The organism is Dyadobacter koreensis, from assembly GCF_900108855.1.
Classification (GTDB): domain Bacteria; phylum Bacteroidota; class Bacteroidia; order Cytophagales; family Spirosomataceae; genus Dyadobacter; species Dyadobacter koreensis.
On record NZ_FNXY01000003.1, the window covers coordinates 642,703 to 663,318 of the forward strand.

Annotated in this window: 22 protein-coding genes; 9 read left to right on the plus strand and 13 right to left on the minus strand. The window is 40.3% G+C overall.

The annotated features are described in order from the left end of the window. Positions 1–248: 248 nt before the first annotated feature. Positions 249–413, plus strand: coding sequence for a DUF1328 family protein (locus BMY70_RS11340; RefSeq protein WP_026628251.1), 165 nt, complete (start codon positions 249–251; stop codon positions 411–413). Between the two features lie 85 nt (positions 414–498). Here the strand turns inward: BMY70_RS11340 and guaA are convergent, their stop codons facing one another. Further along, positions 499–2,028: a glutamine-hydrolyzing GMP synthase gene (gene guaA / locus BMY70_RS11345; protein WP_090335281.1), complete on the minus strand. Its 1,530-nt coding sequence runs from the start codon at positions 2,026–2,028 to the stop codon at positions 499–501. A 191-nt stretch (positions 2,029–2,219) separates the two neighbouring features. Between guaA and BMY70_RS11350 the strand changes: the two genes are divergently transcribed. After that, complete coding sequence (locus BMY70_RS11350) at positions 2,220–2,411, plus strand: cold-shock protein (RefSeq protein ID WP_090335282.1); 192 nt, start codon at positions 2,220–2,222, stop codon at positions 2,409–2,411. A 78-nt stretch (positions 2,412–2,489) separates the two neighbouring features. On the opposite strand, the gene BMY70_RS11355 is transcribed toward BMY70_RS11350, so the two are convergent. Next, positions 2,490–3,974, minus strand: coding sequence for a glycine--tRNA ligase (locus BMY70_RS11355; protein ID WP_090335283.1), 1,485 nt, complete (start codon positions 3,972–3,974; stop codon positions 2,490–2,492). A 154-nt stretch (positions 3,975–4,128) separates the two neighbouring features. On the opposite strand from BMY70_RS11355, the gene BMY70_RS11360 reads away from it, so the two are divergent. The 3 genes from BMY70_RS11360 to BMY70_RS11370 are packed head-to-tail and all read left to right on the plus strand — an operon-like array spanning position 4,129 to position 5,746. Then, positions 4,129–4,335: a type II toxin-antitoxin system VapB family antitoxin gene (locus tag BMY70_RS11360; RefSeq protein ID WP_090335284.1), complete on the plus strand. Its 207-nt coding sequence runs from the start codon at positions 4,129–4,131 to the stop codon at positions 4,333–4,335. After that, positions 4,319–4,720, plus strand: coding sequence for a type II toxin-antitoxin system VapC family toxin (vapC, locus tag BMY70_RS31670; protein WP_090335285.1), 402 nt, complete (start codon positions 4,319–4,321; stop codon positions 4,718–4,720). Before BMY70_RS11360 ends, vapC begins: the two co-directional genes overlap by 17 nt. A gap of 51 nt (positions 4,721–4,771) precedes the next feature. Further along, complete coding sequence (locus BMY70_RS11370; protein WP_090335286.1) at positions 4,772–5,746, plus strand: helix-hairpin-helix domain-containing protein; 975 nt, start codon at positions 4,772–4,774, stop codon at positions 5,744–5,746. A 416-nt stretch (positions 5,747–6,162) separates the two neighbouring features. On the opposite strand, the gene BMY70_RS11380 is transcribed toward BMY70_RS11370, so the two are convergent. From BMY70_RS11380 to BMY70_RS11395, 4 genes are all read right to left on the minus strand, one after another. Beyond that, positions 6,163–6,882: a sterol desaturase family protein gene (locus tag BMY70_RS11380; protein WP_090335288.1), complete on the minus strand. Its 720-nt coding sequence runs from the start codon at positions 6,880–6,882 to the stop codon at positions 6,163–6,165. A 26-nt stretch (positions 6,883–6,908) separates the two neighbouring features. Next, complete coding sequence (locus BMY70_RS11385; RefSeq protein ID WP_143072085.1) at positions 6,909–7,193, minus strand: hypothetical protein; 285 nt, start codon at positions 7,191–7,193, stop codon at positions 6,909–6,911. A gap of 151 nt (positions 7,194–7,344) precedes the next feature. Beyond that, entirely contained in the window at positions 7,345–7,908 is a 564-nt protein-coding gene (locus BMY70_RS11390; protein ID WP_090335290.1) for a Crp/Fnr family transcriptional regulator, read from the minus strand. Then, on the minus strand, positions 7,908–8,678 hold the full coding sequence (locus BMY70_RS11395; protein WP_090335291.1) for an LOG family protein: 771 nt from the start codon (positions 8,676–8,678) through the stop codon (positions 7,908–7,910). The genes BMY70_RS11390 and BMY70_RS11395 overlap by 1 nt, the downstream gene beginning before the upstream one ends. Positions 8,679–8,805: 127 nt before the next feature. Here BMY70_RS11395 and rpiB point away from each other — a divergent pair, with 127 nt between their 5' ends. Continuing rightward, positions 8,806–9,237 (plus strand): ribose 5-phosphate isomerase B, encoded by a 432-nt coding sequence (gene rpiB, locus BMY70_RS11400; RefSeq protein ID WP_090335506.1) that lies wholly within the window; start codon positions 8,806–8,808, stop codon positions 9,235–9,237. Positions 9,238–9,306: 69 nt separating this feature from the next. Here rpiB and BMY70_RS11405 read toward each other — a convergent pair whose 3' ends face one another. Further along, a complete protein-coding gene (locus BMY70_RS11405; RefSeq protein WP_090335292.1) occupies positions 9,307–10,716 on the minus strand; it encodes a hypothetical protein in 1,410 nt (469 codons plus the stop codon). A gap of 188 nt (positions 10,717–10,904) precedes the next feature. On the opposite strand from BMY70_RS11405, the gene rbfA reads away from it, so the two are divergent. The 3 genes from rbfA (at position 10,905) to BMY70_RS11420 (ending at position 15,217) form a co-directional block, all read left to right on the plus strand. Then, positions 10,905–11,288: a 30S ribosome-binding factor RbfA gene (gene rbfA / locus BMY70_RS11410; RefSeq protein ID WP_090335293.1), complete on the plus strand. Its 384-nt coding sequence runs from the start codon at positions 10,905–10,907 to the stop codon at positions 11,286–11,288. A gap of 18 nt (positions 11,289–11,306) precedes the next feature. Then, positions 11,307–12,533: an ABC transporter permease gene (locus BMY70_RS11415; RefSeq protein WP_090335294.1), complete on the plus strand. Its 1,227-nt coding sequence runs from the start codon at positions 11,307–11,309 to the stop codon at positions 12,531–12,533. Positions 12,534–12,595: 62 nt separating this feature from the next. Next, entirely contained in the window at positions 12,596–15,217 is a 2,622-nt protein-coding gene (locus BMY70_RS11420) for a M1 family aminopeptidase (RefSeq protein WP_229209571.1), read from the plus strand. Between the two features lie 68 nt (positions 15,218–15,285). Here BMY70_RS11420 and BMY70_RS11425 read toward each other — a convergent pair whose 3' ends face one another. The 6 genes from BMY70_RS11425 to rplU all read right to left on the minus strand — a co-directional run bounded on the left by BMY70_RS11425 (position 15,286) and on the right by rplU (position 20,581). After that, complete coding sequence (locus BMY70_RS11425) at positions 15,286–16,353, minus strand: substrate-binding domain-containing protein (RefSeq protein ID WP_090335295.1); 1,068 nt, start codon at positions 16,351–16,353, stop codon at positions 15,286–15,288. A gap of 468 nt (positions 16,354–16,821) precedes the next feature. Further along, the gene (locus BMY70_RS11430; protein ID WP_090335296.1) at positions 16,822–17,874 is read right to left on the minus strand and encodes a ferredoxin--NADP reductase; all 1,053 of its coding nucleotides are present in this window, start codon (positions 17,872–17,874) and stop codon (positions 16,822–16,824) included. Further along, the gene (locus tag BMY70_RS11435) at positions 17,859–18,935 is read right to left on the minus strand and encodes a hypothetical protein (protein WP_090335297.1); all 1,077 of its coding nucleotides are present in this window, start codon (positions 18,933–18,935) and stop codon (positions 17,859–17,861) included. The genes BMY70_RS11430 and BMY70_RS11435 overlap by 16 nt, the downstream gene beginning before the upstream one ends. 208 nt (positions 18,936–19,143) lie before the next feature. Continuing rightward, positions 19,144–19,740, minus strand: coding sequence for a NifU family protein (locus BMY70_RS11440; RefSeq protein ID WP_177197004.1), 597 nt, complete (start codon positions 19,738–19,740; stop codon positions 19,144–19,146). Between the two features lie 159 nt (positions 19,741–19,899). Continuing rightward, positions 19,900–20,184, minus strand: coding sequence for a 50S ribosomal protein L27 (gene rpmA / locus BMY70_RS11445; RefSeq protein WP_090335299.1), 285 nt, complete (start codon positions 20,182–20,184; stop codon positions 19,900–19,902). An 85-nt stretch (positions 20,185–20,269) separates the two neighbouring features. Then, the gene (gene rplU, locus BMY70_RS11450) at positions 20,270–20,581 is read right to left on the minus strand and encodes a 50S ribosomal protein L21 (RefSeq protein ID WP_090335300.1); all 312 of its coding nucleotides are present in this window, start codon (positions 20,579–20,581) and stop codon (positions 20,270–20,272) included. Positions 20,582–20,616: the final 35 nt, after the last annotated feature.

A 20,616-nucleotide genomic window follows, 5' to 3' on the forward strand; every position in this document is an offset into this window, starting at 1 on the left:
TGGAAAATCAATCCTAAATTCCTATATCAACTACGAATAAGTCAATTCCGTTGTTCCGGCATCTTATCATTGTAACTATTTATTCCATTTTTGAATAATTTGGGAAGCAATCTCTACATAAAATCTACGTTTTACCTCAATAATTGCCCTCTCAGGCATCTGAACGTCGTATTTATCTTCAGAATTTTCTGGCATATAATTAGTAATAATTCCATTATACTTTTTAATCAACTAACTATTTGTCAATTATGCTTAGATGGACAGTAATATTTCTAATCGTAGCCATCATTGCCGGAGTACTTGGATTTGGTGGAATTGCAGCAGGGGCTGCAGGAATTGCTAAAATACTTTTCTTTGTGTTCTTAGTGTTATTCGTGTTAAGTTTAATAAGCCGTGGGGTCGGGCGATCCTGACGCAGCTATATATCAGAAAAGCGTTATAAAAAGAAAAGCGAGCTAAACGGCCCGCTTTTCTTTTATATATGCAAATCAAATAATGTTATTCCCACTCGATAGTAGCTGGCGGTTTTGAAGAAATGTCATACACAACGCGGTTAACACCTTTTACTCTGTTGATAATATCGTTCGAAACTTCTGCCAGGAAATCGTAAGGTAAATGTGCCCAGTCTGCGGTCATACCATCGATTGACGTTACAGCTCTTAAAGCAACAACGCTTTCGTACGTACGCTCATCTCCCATTACGCCAACACTTTTCACTGGTAATAGCATAACACCCGCCTGCCAAACTTCGTGGTAAAGATTCCATTTTCTCAATCCGCCGATGAAAATCGCATCAACTTCTTGCAGGATCGCTACTTTTTCAGGTGTGATATCACCCAAAATACGGATTGCCAGACCAGGTCCGGGGAACGGATGGCGACCTAAAATTGTAGGATCGATTCCCAACGTTTTACCAACTGCACGTACCTCATCTTTGAATAACGTATTCAGCGGTTCAACCACTTTAAGTTTCATAAAATCTGGCAGACCACCCACATTGTGATGTGATTTGATCGTTGCTGATGGCCCTTTTACAGAAACCGATTCAATAACATCAGGATATATCGTTCCCTGGCCAAGCCATTTCACATCCTCAATTAAGTGTGATTCCTGATCAAAAACGTCAATAAATGCTTTTCCGATCGCCTTTCTTTTTGCTTCCGGATCTGTCAATCCTTCCAAAGCACCGTAGAAAAGATCTTTTGCATCTACTCCTTTAATATTTAAACCCATATGGAGATAAGAGTCAAGCACCTGCTGATACTCGTCTTTTCTCAATAATCCGTTATCTACAAAAATACAGAACAAATTCGCTCCTATCGCCTGATGAACCAGCGTTGCAGCAACGGTCGAGTCAACACCACCGGAAAGGGCCATAACCACTCGGTCATTACCTAATTTCGTACGAAGACTGGCAATAGTTTGCTCAACAAAAGACTCGGAAGTCCAGTCTTGTTTGCAACCGCAAATTTTCGCAACAAAATTATACATCAACTGTTTGCCTTCCGTTGAGTGCGTTACTTCCGGGTGAAACTGGATTCCATAAGTAAGTTCATCAGCAATTTTATAAGCAGCAACTTTGACAGATTCTGTTGAAGCGATGATATTGAAATTGTCAGGAATTGTTACGATCGTGTCACCATGTGACATCCAAACCTGCGAAGTTGCAGACAGCCCGGCAAGCAGCGACGAATCTTCATCATCTATTTCCAAACGAGCTCTTCCATATTCACGATGTTGAGATGCCTTTACCTCACCGCCAAGCAACTGAGCCATAAGCTGAGCTCCGTAGCAAACGCCCAAAACGGGAACAATTTTCCTGAACTTTTCAAGATCTACATAAGGAGCGTCTTCGTCCCTAACAGAACAGGGGCTGCCTGAGAGGATGACGCCTTTGATATTCGGAGTGAGCTCCGGGAAGTTATTGTATGGATGGATTTCACAATAAACATTGAGTTCCCGAACCCGACGCGCAATTAATTGCGTGTATTGTGAGCCAAAATCTAGAATAAGAATCTGTTCAGTCATAGAAAATGCGATATAAACCGCAAAGGTACAGTTTTACAATGACACAAAGAAAAATATCAAAAAAACTGTTGAAATATTCTCCTTCACTATGGCTTAGCAAAGAAATTACTTGATTATTTTATTATTACCTCTTGTAAATAAGTTACTCTTCTTATTATATTTGTTTAAAATAATTTCAATATAATATTTTTATGAATCAAGGAACAATTAAATTCTTTAACGACGAAAAAGGTTACGGGTTTGTTAAAGACGCAGAAACAGGACAAGATTATTTCGTACATATCTCAGGTCTTGTAGACGAAGTTCGCGAAAACGACGAAGTTACTTATGATCTTCAGGAAGGTCGTAAAGGACTAAATGCCGTTAATGTTAAGCTTGCATAATCAGGACTTAATATCAAGCAAAAGAGGGTTTTCGATATCGAAAACCCTCTTTTGCTTTTATGAACAATCTGTAATTTATCAGATTGCTTCAAGAATTCTTTCAATCGAAACCTCGTACCCGATTTTCTCTTTCAATGCGCTGATCGCAACACGCTCCTGCTTCATTGAATCGCGGTGACGGATTGTAACGGTGTCGTCTTCCATAGTCTGATAATCGACAACAACACAGAAAGGCGTCCCGATCAAATCCTGGCGGGTGTAGCGTTTTCCAATTGCCGCGCCGTCGTCGTAAGTTGTACGGAATGCAGATTTCAAAGAATTTGTGATGGCCTGAGCTTTTTCAGCCAAACCATCTTTTTTCACCAAGGGCAAAACTGCCACTTTGAATGGAGCTAATGCCGGATGCAGTTTTAGATAAGTCCGTTCTTTCTCAGAGTCTCCCTCTCCTACCGTCTCCTTTGTGTAAGCATTGCAGAAAGTTGCAAGAAAAAGGCGGTCAGCACCTACCGAAGTTTCAACAACGTAAGGGATATAATTTCCATAAGGTTTACCGTTTTCGTCAAGATCCGCGTCGAAATACTGGAGCTTTTTCTTAGACAGTTCCTGGTGATTACGAAGGTCAAAATCCGTACGTGAGTGAATTCCTTCCATTTCACGGAATCCGAAAGGAAACTTGTATTCGATATCAACTGCTGCGTTTGCGTAATGCGCCAGCTTTTCGTGGTCGTGGAATTTCAGGCTTTCCGCAGGCAAACCGATTGCAACATGAAATTTCATACGCGCTTCTTTCCATTTGTTATACCAATCCATCTCAGTGCCAGGGCGAATGAAAAATTGCATTTCCATCTGTTCAAATTCACGCATACGGAAAGTAAACTGACGCGCTACGATCTCGTTACGGAAGGCTTTTCCGATCTGTGCAATACCAAAAGGAACTTTCATCCTTCCGCTTTTCTGTACATTCAGGAAGTTGACAAAAATCCCCTGCGCAGTTTCGGGACGAAGATATATCAAACTTGAATCCTCTGCTACCGAACCTACCTGCGTACTGAACATCAGATTAAACTGACGAACTTCTGTCCAGTTGGCTGTACCTGAAACGGCACATTTTATATTTTCTGCGATAATTAATTCACGAACTGCTTCAAGATTTTCTGCACTCAGCAGACGTCCCATTTCTGCAAGCAAAGCCTGCGCCTTTTCCGGCTGGCCATCGGCCTCATACTGTTCCGCTTTTGCTTCCAAGAGCTGATCGGCCCGGTAACGTTTTTTTGAATCTTTATTATCAATCATCGGATCGCTGAAACCGTCCACGTGACCTGACGCCTTCCAGGTAAGCGGATGCATAAAAATGGAAGCATCAATACCAACGATATTATCATTAAGCTGCGTCATGGCCTTCCACCACACGGCTTTCAGGTTATTTTTCAATTCCACACCATTCTGACCGTAGTCATAAACAGCTTGCAATCCATCATATATTTCGGAAGAAGGGAACACAAATCCGTATTCTTTGGCATGCCCTACAATGTCTTGTAAAGAGGTAGCAGGTGATTGGCTCATTAGTGATTCAGACAATTGATTAATAAACGTAAGGTTTTCAGACTGTAAATTTTACAGGTTTTTACAATCAGTTGGCAAAATTAGGGAATTTGATGGCAAAGAATAACCATGTGTATAAAATTTGTATATTTGTGTGTATTCAAAATTAAAAATTATGAGAACAAATGTCGAAATTGATGATTCCTTAATGGCAGAAGCAATGAAACTTACCCAGATCAAAACAAAAAAACAGATCATTGAATCTGCTTTAAAAGAATTCATTTCAGCAACTCATCGCAAGCAGTTAATGTCGTTACGTGGAAAAGTGGAATGGGAAGGAAATTTGGATGACATGAGAACACAAGATGTACAGAATATTTGACACGTCTGTCTGGATCGCCTATTTTAATGGCACCGAAGATTTTAGAACGAATTTCCTTCATTCTTCACTGGAATACGATCAGGTTTGTACAATTGGAGTGATTGTACAAGAAGTACTTCAAGGAGTCAAAATTGACTCAAAATATTATTCTATTGAAAGCCATTTCAAGAATTTACCCTCACTACCCGCCCCCACATTCGAATTATATACCGGCTCAGCCCAATTATATAGACTTTTACGACAACAAGGAATCACAATTCGCAAACCGAACGATTGCTTAATTGCTCATTATTGTATCCATTTTGATATCGAACTATGTCACAACGACGTAGATTTTGATAAAATCGCGACGACCTGTCCACTAAAAATTTGGAAACCAATTTAACTTCTTAACGTCAAAAGCCGGACTACAATTTATGTCCTAAACTTTTGACTCATGTTCCGACGAATACTAGATCAGCTTGAAGATTATTTTGGCATTTCCAGAAAGCAGGCACGCGCTGGTTTTGTTTTAATACTGTTTTGTCTCCTTTTTATATGGACACCTTTTATCTTCCGGCGCTGGATATTACCTCATTTTCCTGTTTCCTCTGAGCCTGTAAATACGCAAAAACTGGACAGCATCACTTCTCAACTACAAAAAGATGCAGCAGCCGGTGCAGCTGAACGGGAAAATAATTATTCAAAAAAGTTATATCCTAAAAGTCCAGACCGGCCCATACGGTTGTTTGATTTTGATCCCAACATAGCCTCCGTTGAAGAACTTCAGGAACTGGGTATACCAGCCTTTATTGCCAAACGGATTGGCAAATACAGATCAAAAGGCGGCAAATTCAGAAAGAAAGAAGACTTGTTGAACATTTATGACTTCCCTTCTGATGTTTACAAAAAACTGGAATCTTATATTCAACTTCCCGAAATCAGAGCAAAACATAATACTTCAAAATATCCTGATAAAACTTACACAAACAATTCCTTACCAAAAGAAGTAAAAAATTTTTCTAGAAACGCTGTCGCTCCTTTTGACATTAATACGACAGATACTACTCAACTTATAAAACTAAGAGGCATCGGTAGCAAACTATCGGCACGCATTCTAAAATTCCGGGACGGACTCGGCGGGTTTCATTCCACAAGCCAGTTTTCAGAAATTTTCGGACTGGACTCTCTTGCATTAACCGAGCTGACCAAATATGCAAAAATTCAGAGTGATGTTAAGAAAATCAATATTAACACAGCCACCATGGATGACTTAGGACAACATTCTTATCTACGAAATAAGAAAATAAATACAGTGATCATCAATTACAGAACCCAGCATGGCCCTTATAAATCCGTTGATGATCTGAGAAAAGTACGGGTGTTGGATGAAAAATTGATAGAGAAGATTAGGCCTTATTTGGAGTTTTGAAAGGTGGGTTTATAGCTATTGACATAATATTGGTAGCCAATAAAAAGATAACTGATCAGAAAGATATAATGTGGAACCAGAAGTATCGAAAGTAAAACAGCCGCACCGCGTGCAAGAACTGCATGATATGTGAGCAGGACAACATGAACCAGTAAAATAATTTGACAGATTACAACCGGTAAAAACGCTGCTTTGTTTCTAAAAAACAGAAACCAAAGACAGCACCACGTAGTCAAAAGTAAAAAACTGAAAATTTGCCCCTCCACAGAGCATTCGATCAGACATACAGGTAAGAAGAAAAAGTTAGGCAGCGTTAATTTAACGCCAATACTTGAAACAAATAAGTAAGCGAGGTTACTAAGAAGTAGACAAATCCGAACACGGTTATTCATTTTCCCAGGATTAGGTGTGTGAATTTATTCTTTATGGACATCTTTAAATTTTAACATATCTGTTAAACGCTGCTCTTTTTCATTATCAAATCCACAGGAACTTATAAATTCTTTCGGATTTTGATACGTACCAAAAAGCATATCCCACCAGACAATATCACCATAATTATTGGTATGTTTTTCATATTCGTGGTGAATCCTGTGCATCTCCGGGCGCTGAAAAACGTATCCGATCCACTGAGGAGTTTTCACGTTAGTATGATAAAAAAATTCGCCGAGGGCAGTACATAGCGTATAGAAACCGCCTGCCTCAACATTTAAGCCCAAAAATGTATAGACCAGTAAGCTCCCGATCAAAGAATTGACGGTCATTTCCAACGGATGTTTGTAAAACGAAGTGATCACTTCCAGACGTTGCGGGCTATGATGGATCTGATGAAAATGTGTCCACAGAAAATCGATGGTATGACGCCATCTATGCCACCAATAGAAAATGAAAGTGGCGATAAAATAGGCAATAACTCCACCTGCAATGTCATTAACGTGATTGGATAAGTGAAAGATACTTACCGAGGAAAACCATTTTTCCCACGTGACACCCGCCAGCGTAACAACACCGAGCTGGACAAAATTTATAGCCAAAACCCGGATTGTCCAGGTCGGCACTTCCGGCAATTGCCAACCGGGAATCAATCGTTCCAGTATGAAACAAAATCCGAATACTATGAAGATGATCGTTAGCATGTTTTCAGTTTTTAAGTAAGGTTTGATTAATTAAAAACAGATAAAATCACTATCAGGGCATTTGGAGCGACAGCACAGATGAGCAGGTTTTTAAGTATCCTTTTGCCTGTAACGTTCCTGCCAGAAATAATTTGAGCACCGGTCGTTATGAAAAAAGCAAGGTAGATTATTGCCCAGAAAATACCCTTCAAGGATATGCAGCCAGTTTCCGGAAATAAAAGATTTGAGATGAATAGTGTCGCAGCATACACAAGCAAGGTTGCGGCAGTAAGGCAGATGATATGCAGGAACATTCTAAGAGAAGTATCCATAAGCAGAAGATTTAAGTTGATAGATTTACAACTCAAACTTCCGGATTGTAATCACCGATTCCTTTGATAATTATCAAAATCGGTTTTTTTTAGTTAAAAAAGTATAGGTCAGCTTTCATCCTCTAACTGGCTAATGCTAAACAGCCAACCCCTACTTCCTCCCCCGAATACGGCTCAGATGCTCCTGTGAGATTCCCAGATAGGAAGCAATCTGGCCAAGTTTCACTCTCTGTAGAATATCAGGAATTTGAAGCAGCAAACGTTCATAACGCTCCTCAGCAGTACAAAACGCAAATAGCTTCATGCGCTCGTCAAGAAGAAGATAGTTTTTTGTGATCAGTAATCGTCCAAGTCTTTCTACAATCGGATGACCTTGAAAAACGGGCTCAATTTTGTTGTATTGAAGACTCCAGACTGTCGAATCTTCCAAAATTTCAATGTTATATAACGACGGTTGCCCGGTGAACAAGCTGTCGATTGCGCTTACAATCTGGTTTTCGGCGGCGAACCAAGCAGTCACTTCCTTACCGTCTTTATAATAAAAAACGCGTGCGATACCTTTCTCGATAAAATGAAATTCCCTGCATACATCCCCGTTTCTAAGCAGGGACGTGTGCAAGGAAAGTTTTCTGCGAACAGTTATCTCATTAATTGCCGACGCACTCTTTTCCGGCAACGGAACAATCTGATTGAGATAATCGATGAAATAATTCATCAGAAGTTTGGCTTCAGCAAATATTTGGAATAAAATTCGTCGATCACATGAACCGCCTCGTCCGGCGTATCAACTACGCTGATCAGTTTTAGATCTTCCGGATTGATATTTGCTTCGGTAAGCATCGTACCTTTAATCCAGTCCAGCAAACCTGACCAATAACTGCTTCCAACCAAAACAATGGGAAAACGTCCTATTTTTTTTGTCTGAATTAAGGTCATCGCTTCAAAAAGTTCATCCAGTGTTCCGAATCCGCCAGGCATTACGATAAATCCTTGTGAATATTTCACAAACATTACCTTCCGCACAAAGAAAAAGTCAAAATTGATATTTTTATCGTGGTCGATATAAGGATTGCTATGCTGCTCGAAGGGTAATTTTATATTTAAACCGACCGATTTCCCACCTTGTTCGTGAGCTCCTTTGTTACCAGCTTCCATAATCCCCGGCCCACCACCGGTGACTACTCCATAACCGTGTCTTACCAGTTTCGCTGCAATATCTTCCGTTATTTTGTAATAAGGATTGTCAGGTTTTGTCCGGGCAGAACCAAAAATAGTAACACACGGACCGATTTTCGCCAGTTTATCGAAACCTTCGACAAACTCTGCCATTACTTTAAATATAACCCAGGAATCTGCACTTTTAATTTCACTCCAATTCCGATCTTCAAAAGCCGCTTTTATTTGTTTTTCATCTTCCGGTACTGCTGCATTAAGAAGAGAAACATCTATTAACTTCGAATTTTCATTCTTTAATTCATCATTCATATTCTCAAAATTATTTTAGTTCATTGATTTGCTGTTACCTTTGTTTTCCAGTCTAAATAAATCTGGAAAATTTAACAATTCCAAAGACGAAATTGTTATTCACCTGGACACAATTAACAAAAAAGTAATGAAAAAAATTGCCATCGGTTCCGACCATGCCGGTTTCCCTTACAAAGACCCAATTACCACCTGGCTTACCAATAACGGTTATGAAGTAAAAGATTTTGGAACGTACAGCGCAGATTCGGCTGACTACGCTGATTTTGCGCATCCGGTTGCCAGTGGCGTTGAAAATAAGGAATTCGAAAAGGGAATACTTCTATGCGGGAGTGGTCAGGGTGTGTGCATCACCGCCAATAAACACCAGGGAATTCGCGCTGCTTTGGTATGGGATCTTGAACTTGCTGCTTTGGCACGTCAGCATAATGACGCCAACGTGATATGCATTCCTGTGCGTTTTATAACCCTTGAAACCGCAATCGCGAGCATCAAGGCTTTTTTAAATACTGAATTTGAAGGTGGAAGGCATCAGGCACGCGTGAATAAAATTGCTTGCTGAGATATAACATCATTGTGATAATAAAAAAGACCGGTCATTAAAGTGACCGGTCTTTTTTATTGACTTCCGTTATATTTTCTGATAAATCCCCTTCCATGGACTCAGCTTATATTGGCTTTGGAGAGCAGGAACGCGGGACAAAAGCTTCGGCATTATATTGACTTTATCGATCACGTAATCCGGCGGATCTTTCCGGAAATTATCGTAGACGTGAATCACGCTATCAAAATTATCCAGATTTTTCAAGTCATAACTTGACAAGTCCCAGTTCAGATAAGGCGTCGCTGAATAATTTTCCATGTATTCTCCGGCATGCTGCCCCAAAACCAGAATTCTCTTATTTTTTATATCTGCCGGCAAAGCTGCTGATTTTGCCCGAAGGTTTTCAAGCTTTCCCATCGAAATTCCAGGTAAAATTCCCCTTGTTCCCTGATACTGAATAAAAACAATAATCGCAGTCATCAACATAAACTGAAACTCATCTCCGAAACTTTTACGTTTGAAACTTTGAAAATAATGAGTTGCAAAAAAAGCAGCCGGCGGAATGAAAATAACGAACTGCATCGGTGCCAGATATTGCATCAGGGGAATCGTAAAAACAGAAACGATGAACCATAGTGCCATCACCTGTTGAATTCTGGTTTGATAATTTACGAAACGCAACGTCGTGAAAATTCGCATAAAACCTAAAATCCCAAAACCCAGCGGCAAAAGCAAAGATGCCAGAAGCGACGAAAAATCGGTAAGGTTATATTGTTTTACCTGAAAAACAGATGTAAGTAAATTCCGGTTCAGACTTTCGATTCCGTCATTCATATAAAAGAATAACAAAACCATAAGCAAAGGAAAAAGCGAACCAAAAAGCCCTAACAGATGATGACGGATCGTAGCACCGGTATAAAAAAGCAATGCAAGAAATGCCCATACCATGAATAGTGAGGCCGGCAAATAGAACAGCGTCGCTATGCCAATGTATAAGCCCATTTCAAAAACCTGATTGGTGGCTTCCCTGCGAACAAGAATTTTAACAATTAATCCAAAAGCAAAAAGCAAAAATGTATTCGCCATGAGCATTGGCGAAAGCGTGCCAAGATCAAAGGAGATATTGAGGAAAATAGCATATAAGGCACCAGGAATATAAGTGCGTTCGGGAAAAACTTCACGGGAATAAATTACATAATTAAAATACAGGATCTGAATAACCCCAAGTCCGGCTGCGATGAGCTGATAAACCCATTGCGCCCGTCCAAAAACCGAATCGATCAGCCAGTATGTAAGTCCTGAAAACGGACTAACGTTATCCCAAACGTCCCGGTAAAGCATAAAACCGTGGTTCATTTGCTCTCCTACCAGCATCCAGCTCAGTTCCGGTATTAACAATGGTATTCCTCCAAAAAAGAACGGCAGCCTCAGCAGTAGAAAAAAAACTACTAAACTGATCATCTGATAAGCCGCATTAACCCGAAAAAAACTAAGCAAGAAACTGGATGGTTAGATAGGACGACATGAATACTTTCACGAAATTACAACCGAGGGGTCTACAAAAACAAAATAAGTATGGATATTTGTACTAAATATAGTAGATAGCAGAAGTTAAGGAGGATAGCGGAAGGTTTGAGAATTTTATTTGAAGTAACCAGACATCCAAAGTCCGCAATCAGAAAAAGATGGAATCGAAGAGACAACAAAAGGTAGGGAGACAAATCCAGAAGGATTTAGGAGAAATTTTTCAACAAGATGCAAAACATTTGGTAAACGGCTCGTTCGTTACGATCACGGCTGTACGGGTTTCCCCGGATCTGGGAATTGCACGTGCATACCTGAGCTTTTTACCTGATAAAAATAAGAGTTTTTTACTGGAAACAATTAAGGAAAATACAAAATTCATCAGACAAAAACTGGCAGAACGTGTTCGTCATCAGCTGCGTATTGTTCCTCATTTACAATTTTATATCGATGATACTGCCGAGTACGCAGCCAAAATGGATCTTCTTTTTGCAGATTTGGTAATCCCTCCTGCACAACCAGACGACGAAGAAGAAACGAACTGATCCCAAGCGTAACTGACAATGAATCTTTCGTACAGAATTGCCATTCGCTATTTTTTTTCCCGTAACAAACGTAGTTTCATCAGTGTGATCGCACGTATTGCCATGGCCGGCGTCGCAGTTGGTACCATGGCAATGGTTGTTGTGCTTTCCGTTTTCAACGGTATGGAAGATCTGAACCGAAAAATGTTCAAAACTTTCGATGCCGACGTAACGGTCACGCCTTCGCAAGGTAAACGTTTTCAGGTTTCGGATTCTTTATTGAAAGTTGTTAAGTCGGTTGAGGGCGTAGAATTAATCACACAAGTTATTGAAGACAATGCCCTGGCCCGTTACGGAAACCAACAGACGATCGTTAAACTGAAAGGCGTTGACAGTACATTTTCCAGGCGCGGCCAGTTAGATACGGCTTTAATTGAAGGCTCTCTTAACCTTTACGGCGGCAACGGAACACCTTTTGCTGTGATTTCGGAAGGCGTAAGAAATGCGCTTACGATTTCGCTCGAAGATATTTTGACGCCACTTGAACTGTGGTATCCGAGAACTGGAACTAAAACTTTGAACCTTACTTCAACGGAAGCTTTTAACCAGACGGTTATTCGTCCGGGTGGTGTTTTTTTTATTGAAAGCAGATATGACGATTATGTTATAGCTCCGCTCCCAGTCGTTGATGCACTTTTACAATACAATGGACAGCGCTCTTCGCTGGAAGTAAAAACGGCTCCGGGTTTTACTGAGAAGCAGGTTGCGAAAGAAATTGAGGCGAAACTTGGTGATAAATTTACTGTTCGAGACCGGGATGCTATGAATGCAGATCTGCTTCGCGCCATACGCGTTGAGAAATTGTTTGTATCTGTTACCCTTTCATTTATTATTTTAGTAGCGGCAATCAATATATTCTTCTCGCTGAGTATGTTAGCAATTGAAAAGAAAAAGGATGTATCGATGCTGTACGCGCTCGGCGCAACTCCTTCGCTGATCAGAAAAATATTTCTTGCAGAAGGAGCCATTGTCGCACTTTCTGGTGCGATTGTTGGGATTATCTTCGGAGTCTTGATTTGTTGGCTCCAAATGAGTTATGGATTTGTGTCTATGGGAATGACAACAGCGCTGGTAGATGCATATCCTGTGAAATTAATCTGGCAGGATATATTCTTTACTGGTGTCATCATCGTTATCATAACCCTGGCCGTGTCGTACATACCGGCTCGCCGGGCAGCTTTATCAGGCCAGACTTATGTTGCCTGACAGAACAGCCGGTAAATAAATAAATTCGACTTAATACAAAACACTTGACTAAATTCAAATTTATGTCCAAACCACAAGCAGAAATGACCGGAAAGAGAATTGACGTATCAATGCGTAACGGTTTCTGCAAATTTTTTGGAATAGCATTTTTGTTTGCCGCTTTTAGCGTAGATGCCAAAGATCATTTTATTGAAAAAGATACGCTCTACAGAAGAAATCCTGGCGTAATTTCCAAACAAGGCCCTTATCGGCCAACCCGGACTTTAAAGCACGATCTTATTCATACCCGGCTTGATGTTGAATTCGACTGGCTCCGTCAGCAGGTTCATGGTTCCGCGGTAATTTCTTTCAAACCCCATTTTTACTCCCAGAATACTATTGAACTGGATGCGAAAGGCTTTGACATAAAAGGGATTTCACAGCTTGATAGTTTTCAGGATTTTGGTTCAGCAGCGCCAAAGGATTTGACTAAGCATATATCTAAAAAGCTGGATTATACCTACGATAAACGAAAAATTACGATCAAGCTTGGAAAGGACTACTCGGCAAAGGACACACTTTATGTAAAAATCGACTACGTTGCCAAACCTAACGATCTGCCAAGAGATCAGCAGGATGATAACCCAAATGACAAGGGGTTGTATTTTATCAATGCAGACGGACAGGAAGAAGGTAAGCCTAAGCAGATCTGGACACAGGGCGAAACTTCCGGGAGCTCCTGCTGGTTTCCCACCATCGATTCTCCGAATGTAAAATTCACTCAGGATGTCTATATTACTGTTGACAGCACCTACAAAACATTGTCAAATGGATTGCTTATTTCTCAGGAACCAGATCAAAGCGGCCAACGCACTGATCACTGGAAGCAGACTATACCTCACGCACCATACCTGACCATGCTCGCTGTCGGCGACTATGCGATTGCTACGGATATGATGCCTAACGGGCTTGAACTTAGCTATTATGTTGAACCAAAATACGGCGGAGATGCACATGCGATTTTCGGAAGAACTCCTGAAATGATGGCATTCTTTTCCAATATTTTTGGAATTGAATATCCATGGGAAAAATATGCGCAAATCGTCGTTAGGGATTTCGTGGCGGGCGCAATGGAAAATACAACAGCCACTGTTCATGAAGAAGGTGTTCAAACGGATGCCCGCTCAATCCTGGATGGAAATTCTGATGCGGTAATTGCGCATGAACTGGCGCATCACTGGTTTGGAGATTATGTTACGGCAGAAGAATGGGGACAACTCCCATTAAATGAATCATTTGCAAATTATTCAGAATATCTTTGGAGCGAGTATTACATCGGTAAAAACGAGGCCGACTGGCAAAATTTACAGGAATTAAAACAGTACCTGACGGAAGCTGAAACCAAACAGGTACCTATGATCCGTTATTTTTATAAAGATGCGGAAAATATGTTTGACAGCCATTCTTATGCAAAAGGAGGACGTATTTTACATATGCTGCGTAAATATGTTGGTGATGACGCGTTTTTTAAATCTTTACAACATTACTTAAAATCCCACGCACTTGGAACGGCTGAAATCAGTGATCTGCGTATGTCTTTCGAAAAAGTAACGGGAGAAGATTTAAACTGGTTTTTTGACCAATGGTTTTTGCGTCCGGGTCATCCGCTTATAAAAATTAAACAGGATTATTCCACCGCTACCAACAAAGTTCAGCTAAAAATTACCCAGGCTCAGGATACTTTGGCAACTACGGTTTACAGATTGCCCCTGAAAGTGGATGTCTGGACCGGAGGAAAGAAAAACCGCTACGACGTCGTGATCGACAAAGTGAATCAAACAATTGAATTTCCAGCAGCAAAGAAACCGGACCTTGTCATTTTTGATGCCGAATCGCAGCTTCTGGCTAATATCGAACAGGATAAAGATCGCCCGGAACTGGTTTATCAATACAATCATTCGGAGCAGTTTTTACCAAAATATGAAGCACTTGCAGCATTGGAAGGAAAATTACAGGATTCCACTGTTAGAAATGTGTTGGTAAAAGCAATGACCGATCCTTTCTGGAAATTAAGGCAAATGGCAATTTCAAACTTTGCCGAGTATGATGGTGAAGGTTTTGCGGACATTGAAAAGATAATTCAGAGCCGGGCACGTACGGACCGCCATCCACAGGTAAGAGCAGAGGCAATCATAACCCTTGCCTCTTTTGGAGACAATAACAATGATCCGGTTTTCCGCGAAGCACTAAGCGACAGTTCTTATCAGGTCGTTTCTGTTGCGCTGGATAAATATCTTGTCGGGCAGCCTTCTGATGCAAACGATGTGGCAGCCCAATTTGAAGATTCACCGAATGATGCCATTGTAGCTTCTGTTGGGAATTACTACGCCGGACTGGCACAACCGGAACGATATGACTGGTTCCTGGAAAAAATGAAGCGCATGAAACCTAGCGAGAAATATAACTTCTTACAGGTTTTCGGCAAATACCTGATTAAATCGAAACAGGATGTTCAGCGAAAAAGTATCCCTGTACTGGAAGGTATGGCAAGAAATAGCCCATCCTATTTCGTTCGTTTCGGAGCTTATCAGGCACTTGGATTGCTGACCGATATTCAAGGCGTACCAGCAATCAGAAAAGATATCCGTGCAAAAGAAACCGAGCCCAAACTGAAAGAAATGTATACGCAGTTTGGCGAATTCTGATTTAAAGAAAAAGCTAAACAAAAAAGAGGAATCTGAAACCAGATTCCTCTTTTTTGTTTATTTCCATATTACTGTTCCGGATCAAGATAGTATTCCAGGTTTTCCTGAGTTATAATATCCAGCGGCAAAAACTTTATTGGCGGAATATCCTTTTTAAACACCAGATGATTGGCTAGCTGATAAATCCCCCAATAACCTTGTCCTAATGGATTTTGATTAATCAGAAAATCAATAAACCCGAGTTTTAAATAGTTAAGATTTTGAGGAATCAGATCGTATCCGATCAATTTTATATGATCGATTTTTCTTTTCTCGAGATATTGGGCAACCGCGAAGGCTTTCGAATTTGTCACATAAATTGCTCTTAAATTCGCTTCTTTTTCGAGCAAATTATCCATGTTTTGATCAAAGCGCTCATTTTCAGCAAAATCCAGTTCTGCACCAATTACCTTGTATTTATCTGTCAGATCTTTCTTGACGAAATAATCTTTGAAGCCTTTTTCTTTTGTGATCAGGTGTGCCGAATTTGGCAAATCTTCATCGATATGCAAAACCAGCATGGAACATTTTTCCGGCAAACCAAAACTTAAAATCTTGGCGGCCAGAAATCCACTCTGATAAGAATCCTGTCCAATATAACAAAGAGGACTGATGTTTGATATCTGTGTGTTAAACAGCACATAAGGAATCCTTAATTCTTCCCATTCTTTAAAAAATGGCAATACCTCCTTATAAAAAAGAGGAGCAACAAGAAGTCCGTCGGAATGTTCTTTACTTGCCAGTTTTGCTTTTTCAATGAAAGAATTCACATCATGAGGATCAAATGTATAGCGGGTTATTGAAATCCCGTATTGTCTTAAATCCTTTTCCGCTTTCGCTATTCCACGTTCCGGCGCTTCCCAATAAGGATCTGTTTTCGGATCCGGTACTAATGCAATAAAACTGTAAGTTCGCTGTGTCTTTAAAGACTGAGCCAGAAAATTTGGCTCATAGTTCATCTCCTTGATGATCTTCAATACTCTCTCACGAACATCTTCAGCAACCCTTCCACGGTTATGTAAAACCCTGTCTACCGTTCCTTTGGATGTTTCTGCCCTTTCAGCTATATCTTTTATTCGAACAATCTTTTTTTTCACTGTGTCAATGCTAACGAACGGGAATATGCCCGATTTTCATTCATATAAAAATAATACAATTACAATCATATACTTCAAAATCTTATTCTATGGCCTGTTTTCAGGTAAAACAATAAAATTTCAACACATTATTTAATATTTTTTAGATTTTAAAGAAATGTGCATTAGATTTACAAATCTAAACAGTTATACCTTAAAACCTGATGTGTTCGAACACATGACAAAAAATATGGTGCGTGTTCGAACACTTTTCTTAAAAATTACTTGCTTGGTAATAGATTACAAGTAATTTTGCATTAGATAAGAATATAAGTAGAAAATTCGTCTTATTGAAATAACAGCCGTTCTTTCAATAACGCAGGTTCTAAATGTATTACATTATTCCTAAACCCTTATAAAAATTACCTACTAGTTCTAGACTCTTGAACCGGACGTGCAGAAGTTAACTTCTGCACGTTTTTTGTTAGTTTATATAATTTCGATCAACACATTTTCATCTTCCGGATAAGCAGTGCAGGTCAAAATCCATCCCTGTGCCAGGTCTCCGTCAGTCAGCACATCGTTAATAGTCATATATACATTTCCCGATCGGCAAATTGCGGCACAAGTTGCACAACTTCCGCCTTTACAACTGTAAGGCAGATAAATACCGGAATCAAGTGCTGCCTGGAGAATCGTTTTATCGCCTGGAACGTGCAACTCGTACGTGATGCCTTTGAAAATTAAACGCACATCATGTGGAAGCTCCTCTCTCTTCTCCGGCTGCGGATTTCTTATCACGAAATTTTCCCGGCGGATTTGATCCCTTTGAAAGTGCATAAAGTGAAGCGTAATCTCTGCCGAGCGCATTAGCTCAAAAGGCCCGCAAATAAAAAATTTCACCTTATTCCTGTCATGAACAAGAGCGTTGCTGACCATTTGTTCAAGCCGCGTATTATTAATTCTCCCCCGTATGCCGTTCCATTCATCAGAAGGCTGGCTGTGGATATGCATTACTTGAAGTCTGTCAGGATACCTTCTTTGCCAATAGGAAATCTGATCCATGAAAAGAGTCGTCTTCTCATTCCGATTTGCGTAAAGCAACGTAACCTGACTTTTTGTGTCCGCCGAAAGTGTTTGTTTCAAAATAGAGAACAGAGGCGTGATCCCACTCCCTGCTCCTATTAAAACTACATCCCTTGGCTCATCAGATTTTTCAAGTGTAAAACGGCCAGCCGGCGGCAGGGCTGTAAAGATGTCTCCTTCATGCACAAAATCGATCCAGAAACGGGAAATTTCACCGTTGGGAACACGTTTTACCGTAATAGACGGATACTCGTCCACAGCCGGGGCCGAACTCATCGAATATGAACGTCTTACTTCACGCCCATTTACCTCAATCAGAAAAGTAAGAAACTGCCCCGCTTCATAGTGCAACGTTTCGCCATCGATTTTTTCAAAAAAGAAAGTTTTAACCTCACTTGTTTCTACTACGATCTGACGAACGCGAAGTAGAATAGTTGTGTCTATAATCTCGTCCATAAGGTTTCGTATTCCGCCAATAAAGTCCAATTATGCGCCTCGCAAAGCCAATGCATATGAAATATCGGATGACTGGAAATATTGTAAAGTAACTTATTTTCGTAAGCCGTCAACAAGCCTGCGATAAAAAAATAGAATCCGTTGAAATCATTTTGGGTGTACCGTTCCACTGCTATCCGTTCTGTTTGCACCCCCAGACGAATCAGAGAAGTTGAAAGAAGAACGCGGTCCATGGGACTTTGTGTTTTTCCTAATAACTCTTTTGTATCATTAATCAGCTTTTCTCTGACTGGTTTCAATAATTCGGGATTGAAAGCAGCAATCAGCCGGCTTACGTGATAAATAATCAGCGGCGTTCTTGGATACTGATGCGCACATCGAAAAGGCACATCGAGATACCGATTGGTTTCGATAACAGATTTGATATAACTCAAACTGGCATTGTCATGCTCGTTGAGGAGTAACTTGCTGTTAAAAACAAAATATAGCAAATTACTCAATACACAGACATCGAATTCGATATACATATTTTTCCCAAACCACGTAGAATATGCTTTTAAACGCCGGTATTCCGGGTATGTATTCCTGATCCAGTGTTTAGTGCCATTTGCATGCAATTTGAGTTTTTCATGCAACCACTTTATTTCTGCCTCTTCCGGATCACTGGTAAGATATACGAAAGCAGTATCATCCACATCGTCAGGAATCCGGAAATGTTCAAAATGACGAAAAATGTGGCCGTTTGGAAAGTGTTTTGAAGGTTTGGTTTTCCAGAAATTATATGTTGTCAAACCATCCTTATTCTGGAAAGCAGGATAATTCTGAATTACTTTCGAACAGATATTTCTGATTTTTATAACCGTTTCAGTATCCGCTTCATCTGAAATTGACTGTAATGTAAAAGCAATAATGGCGGAAAAAAATATCGTCGTATCCGGACGGTTATAACCAATTATACTGTTATCACGAAAGGCTGGAAATATACCTTCCGGAAAATATTTGTCTCCCTGCGACTGGAGACTTTCAATTTTATCAATAAAATGTTTTATCGTATCGGTCATCGGTGGAAAGCTAGCGAATTGTCGCAAAAAAAGAAAACCCTGCCGGTTTTGGCAAGGCTTTCTTTATAGCTTTCGGCCATCAGCGATCTGCTGTCGGCAAAAAAATATATCATTGATACTCCTGGCCAAATGCCAATTGCTATTTCGATATCCAGATATCACTCAGTGAAATTACCGAAAACCGGCTGCTGAAAGCCGACCGCGATAATTAAACTCCTTCTGCAACAACTTCCTTAACGTCAGGCACCATGCGAGTCAACAGATTTTCAATTCCTGCTTTCAGAGTCAAAGTGGACGATGGGCAGCCACTGCAAGATCCCTGCAGCAAAACCTTGACTGTTCCTGTATCTTCGTTGAAAGAATGGAAGTTGATCGCACCACCGTCAGACTCAACAGCCGGACGAACATATTGATCAAGCGCAGCTTTAATTTTCTGAATTGTGTCAGAATCTCTTGAATCAACGATCAAAGTATTTTTTTCGATGGTTTTTTCAAAAAATACAGGATGATTTTCTTCAAAATATATTTTTATAAACTGCTTGGTGTCACGCAAAACTTCTTCCCAGGCAACATCTTCGCTCTTTGAAATCGTAATGAAATTACTGGCAATAAAAACTCTCCTTACGTGAGGAAACTGGAATAGATCTCCCGCCAACGGAGAACCGCTTCCTTCTTCCAAAGTCGACTCCAATGAAGGATAATCAAATGAAAGCCCTTCAGGTACCAACTCGAAATTCAGAACGAACTTCATAGAATTTGGATTCGGGCTTAATTCTGTATATACAAATACGGGACGTTTTAACATGGTATTCAATAATATCTGGTATAGGACTATTCTTTCGATCCTTGCTTACAACACTGGTTTTTATATTTTGGTTTAAACCGGTCCAAATAAAAACAAAAACCCGCCGGATAAATCCGGCGGGTTTTCTAAATCTTACGGAATTAACCGACAATCTTCTGACTATGCTTCAGCAGCAACTTCAACTGCAGCAGCGATAGGTTCGATATGAACGAAAGATTTGTTAAGACGTGTTTTACGGAAAACAACGTGTCCTTCAACCAAAGCAAACAAAGTATGGTCACGACCAATACCTACGTTATTACCTGGATTATGTTTCGTTCCGCGCTGACGAACAAGAATATTTCCTGCTTTCGCGTGCTGACCGCCGAATAATTTAACACCCAGACGCTTGCTTTCTGATTCACGTCCGTTCCTAGAGCTACCTACACCTTTCTTATGTGCCATGATATCTTACTTTTTTGTTTTTTCGATGATTGTGAATAAGCTTCAATTCGTTAAAATCTCAGCCGCAGCGGAATACCGCCTTTAATTAAGCTACGATTTCGTCAATGCTGATCTTAGTCAAATACTGACGGTGACCATTCTTAACTTTGTAACCCTTACGTCTCTTCTTTTTGAAGACGATCACTTTTTCACCTTTAAGGTGTTCAAGCACCGTAACTTTTACAGAAGCACCTGCTACTGTAGGAACACCTACTTGTACTGTGCCTTCGTTATCAACGAGTAGGACTTTGTCAAACACAAGAGCAGCGTTCACGTCACCTTCAAGCCTATGCGTGAAGATTTCGCGACCCTTTTCAACTTTAAATTGCTGACCTGCGATTTCTACGATTGCGTACATGATAATAATTTATGATAAACTGATATTCAAAAACG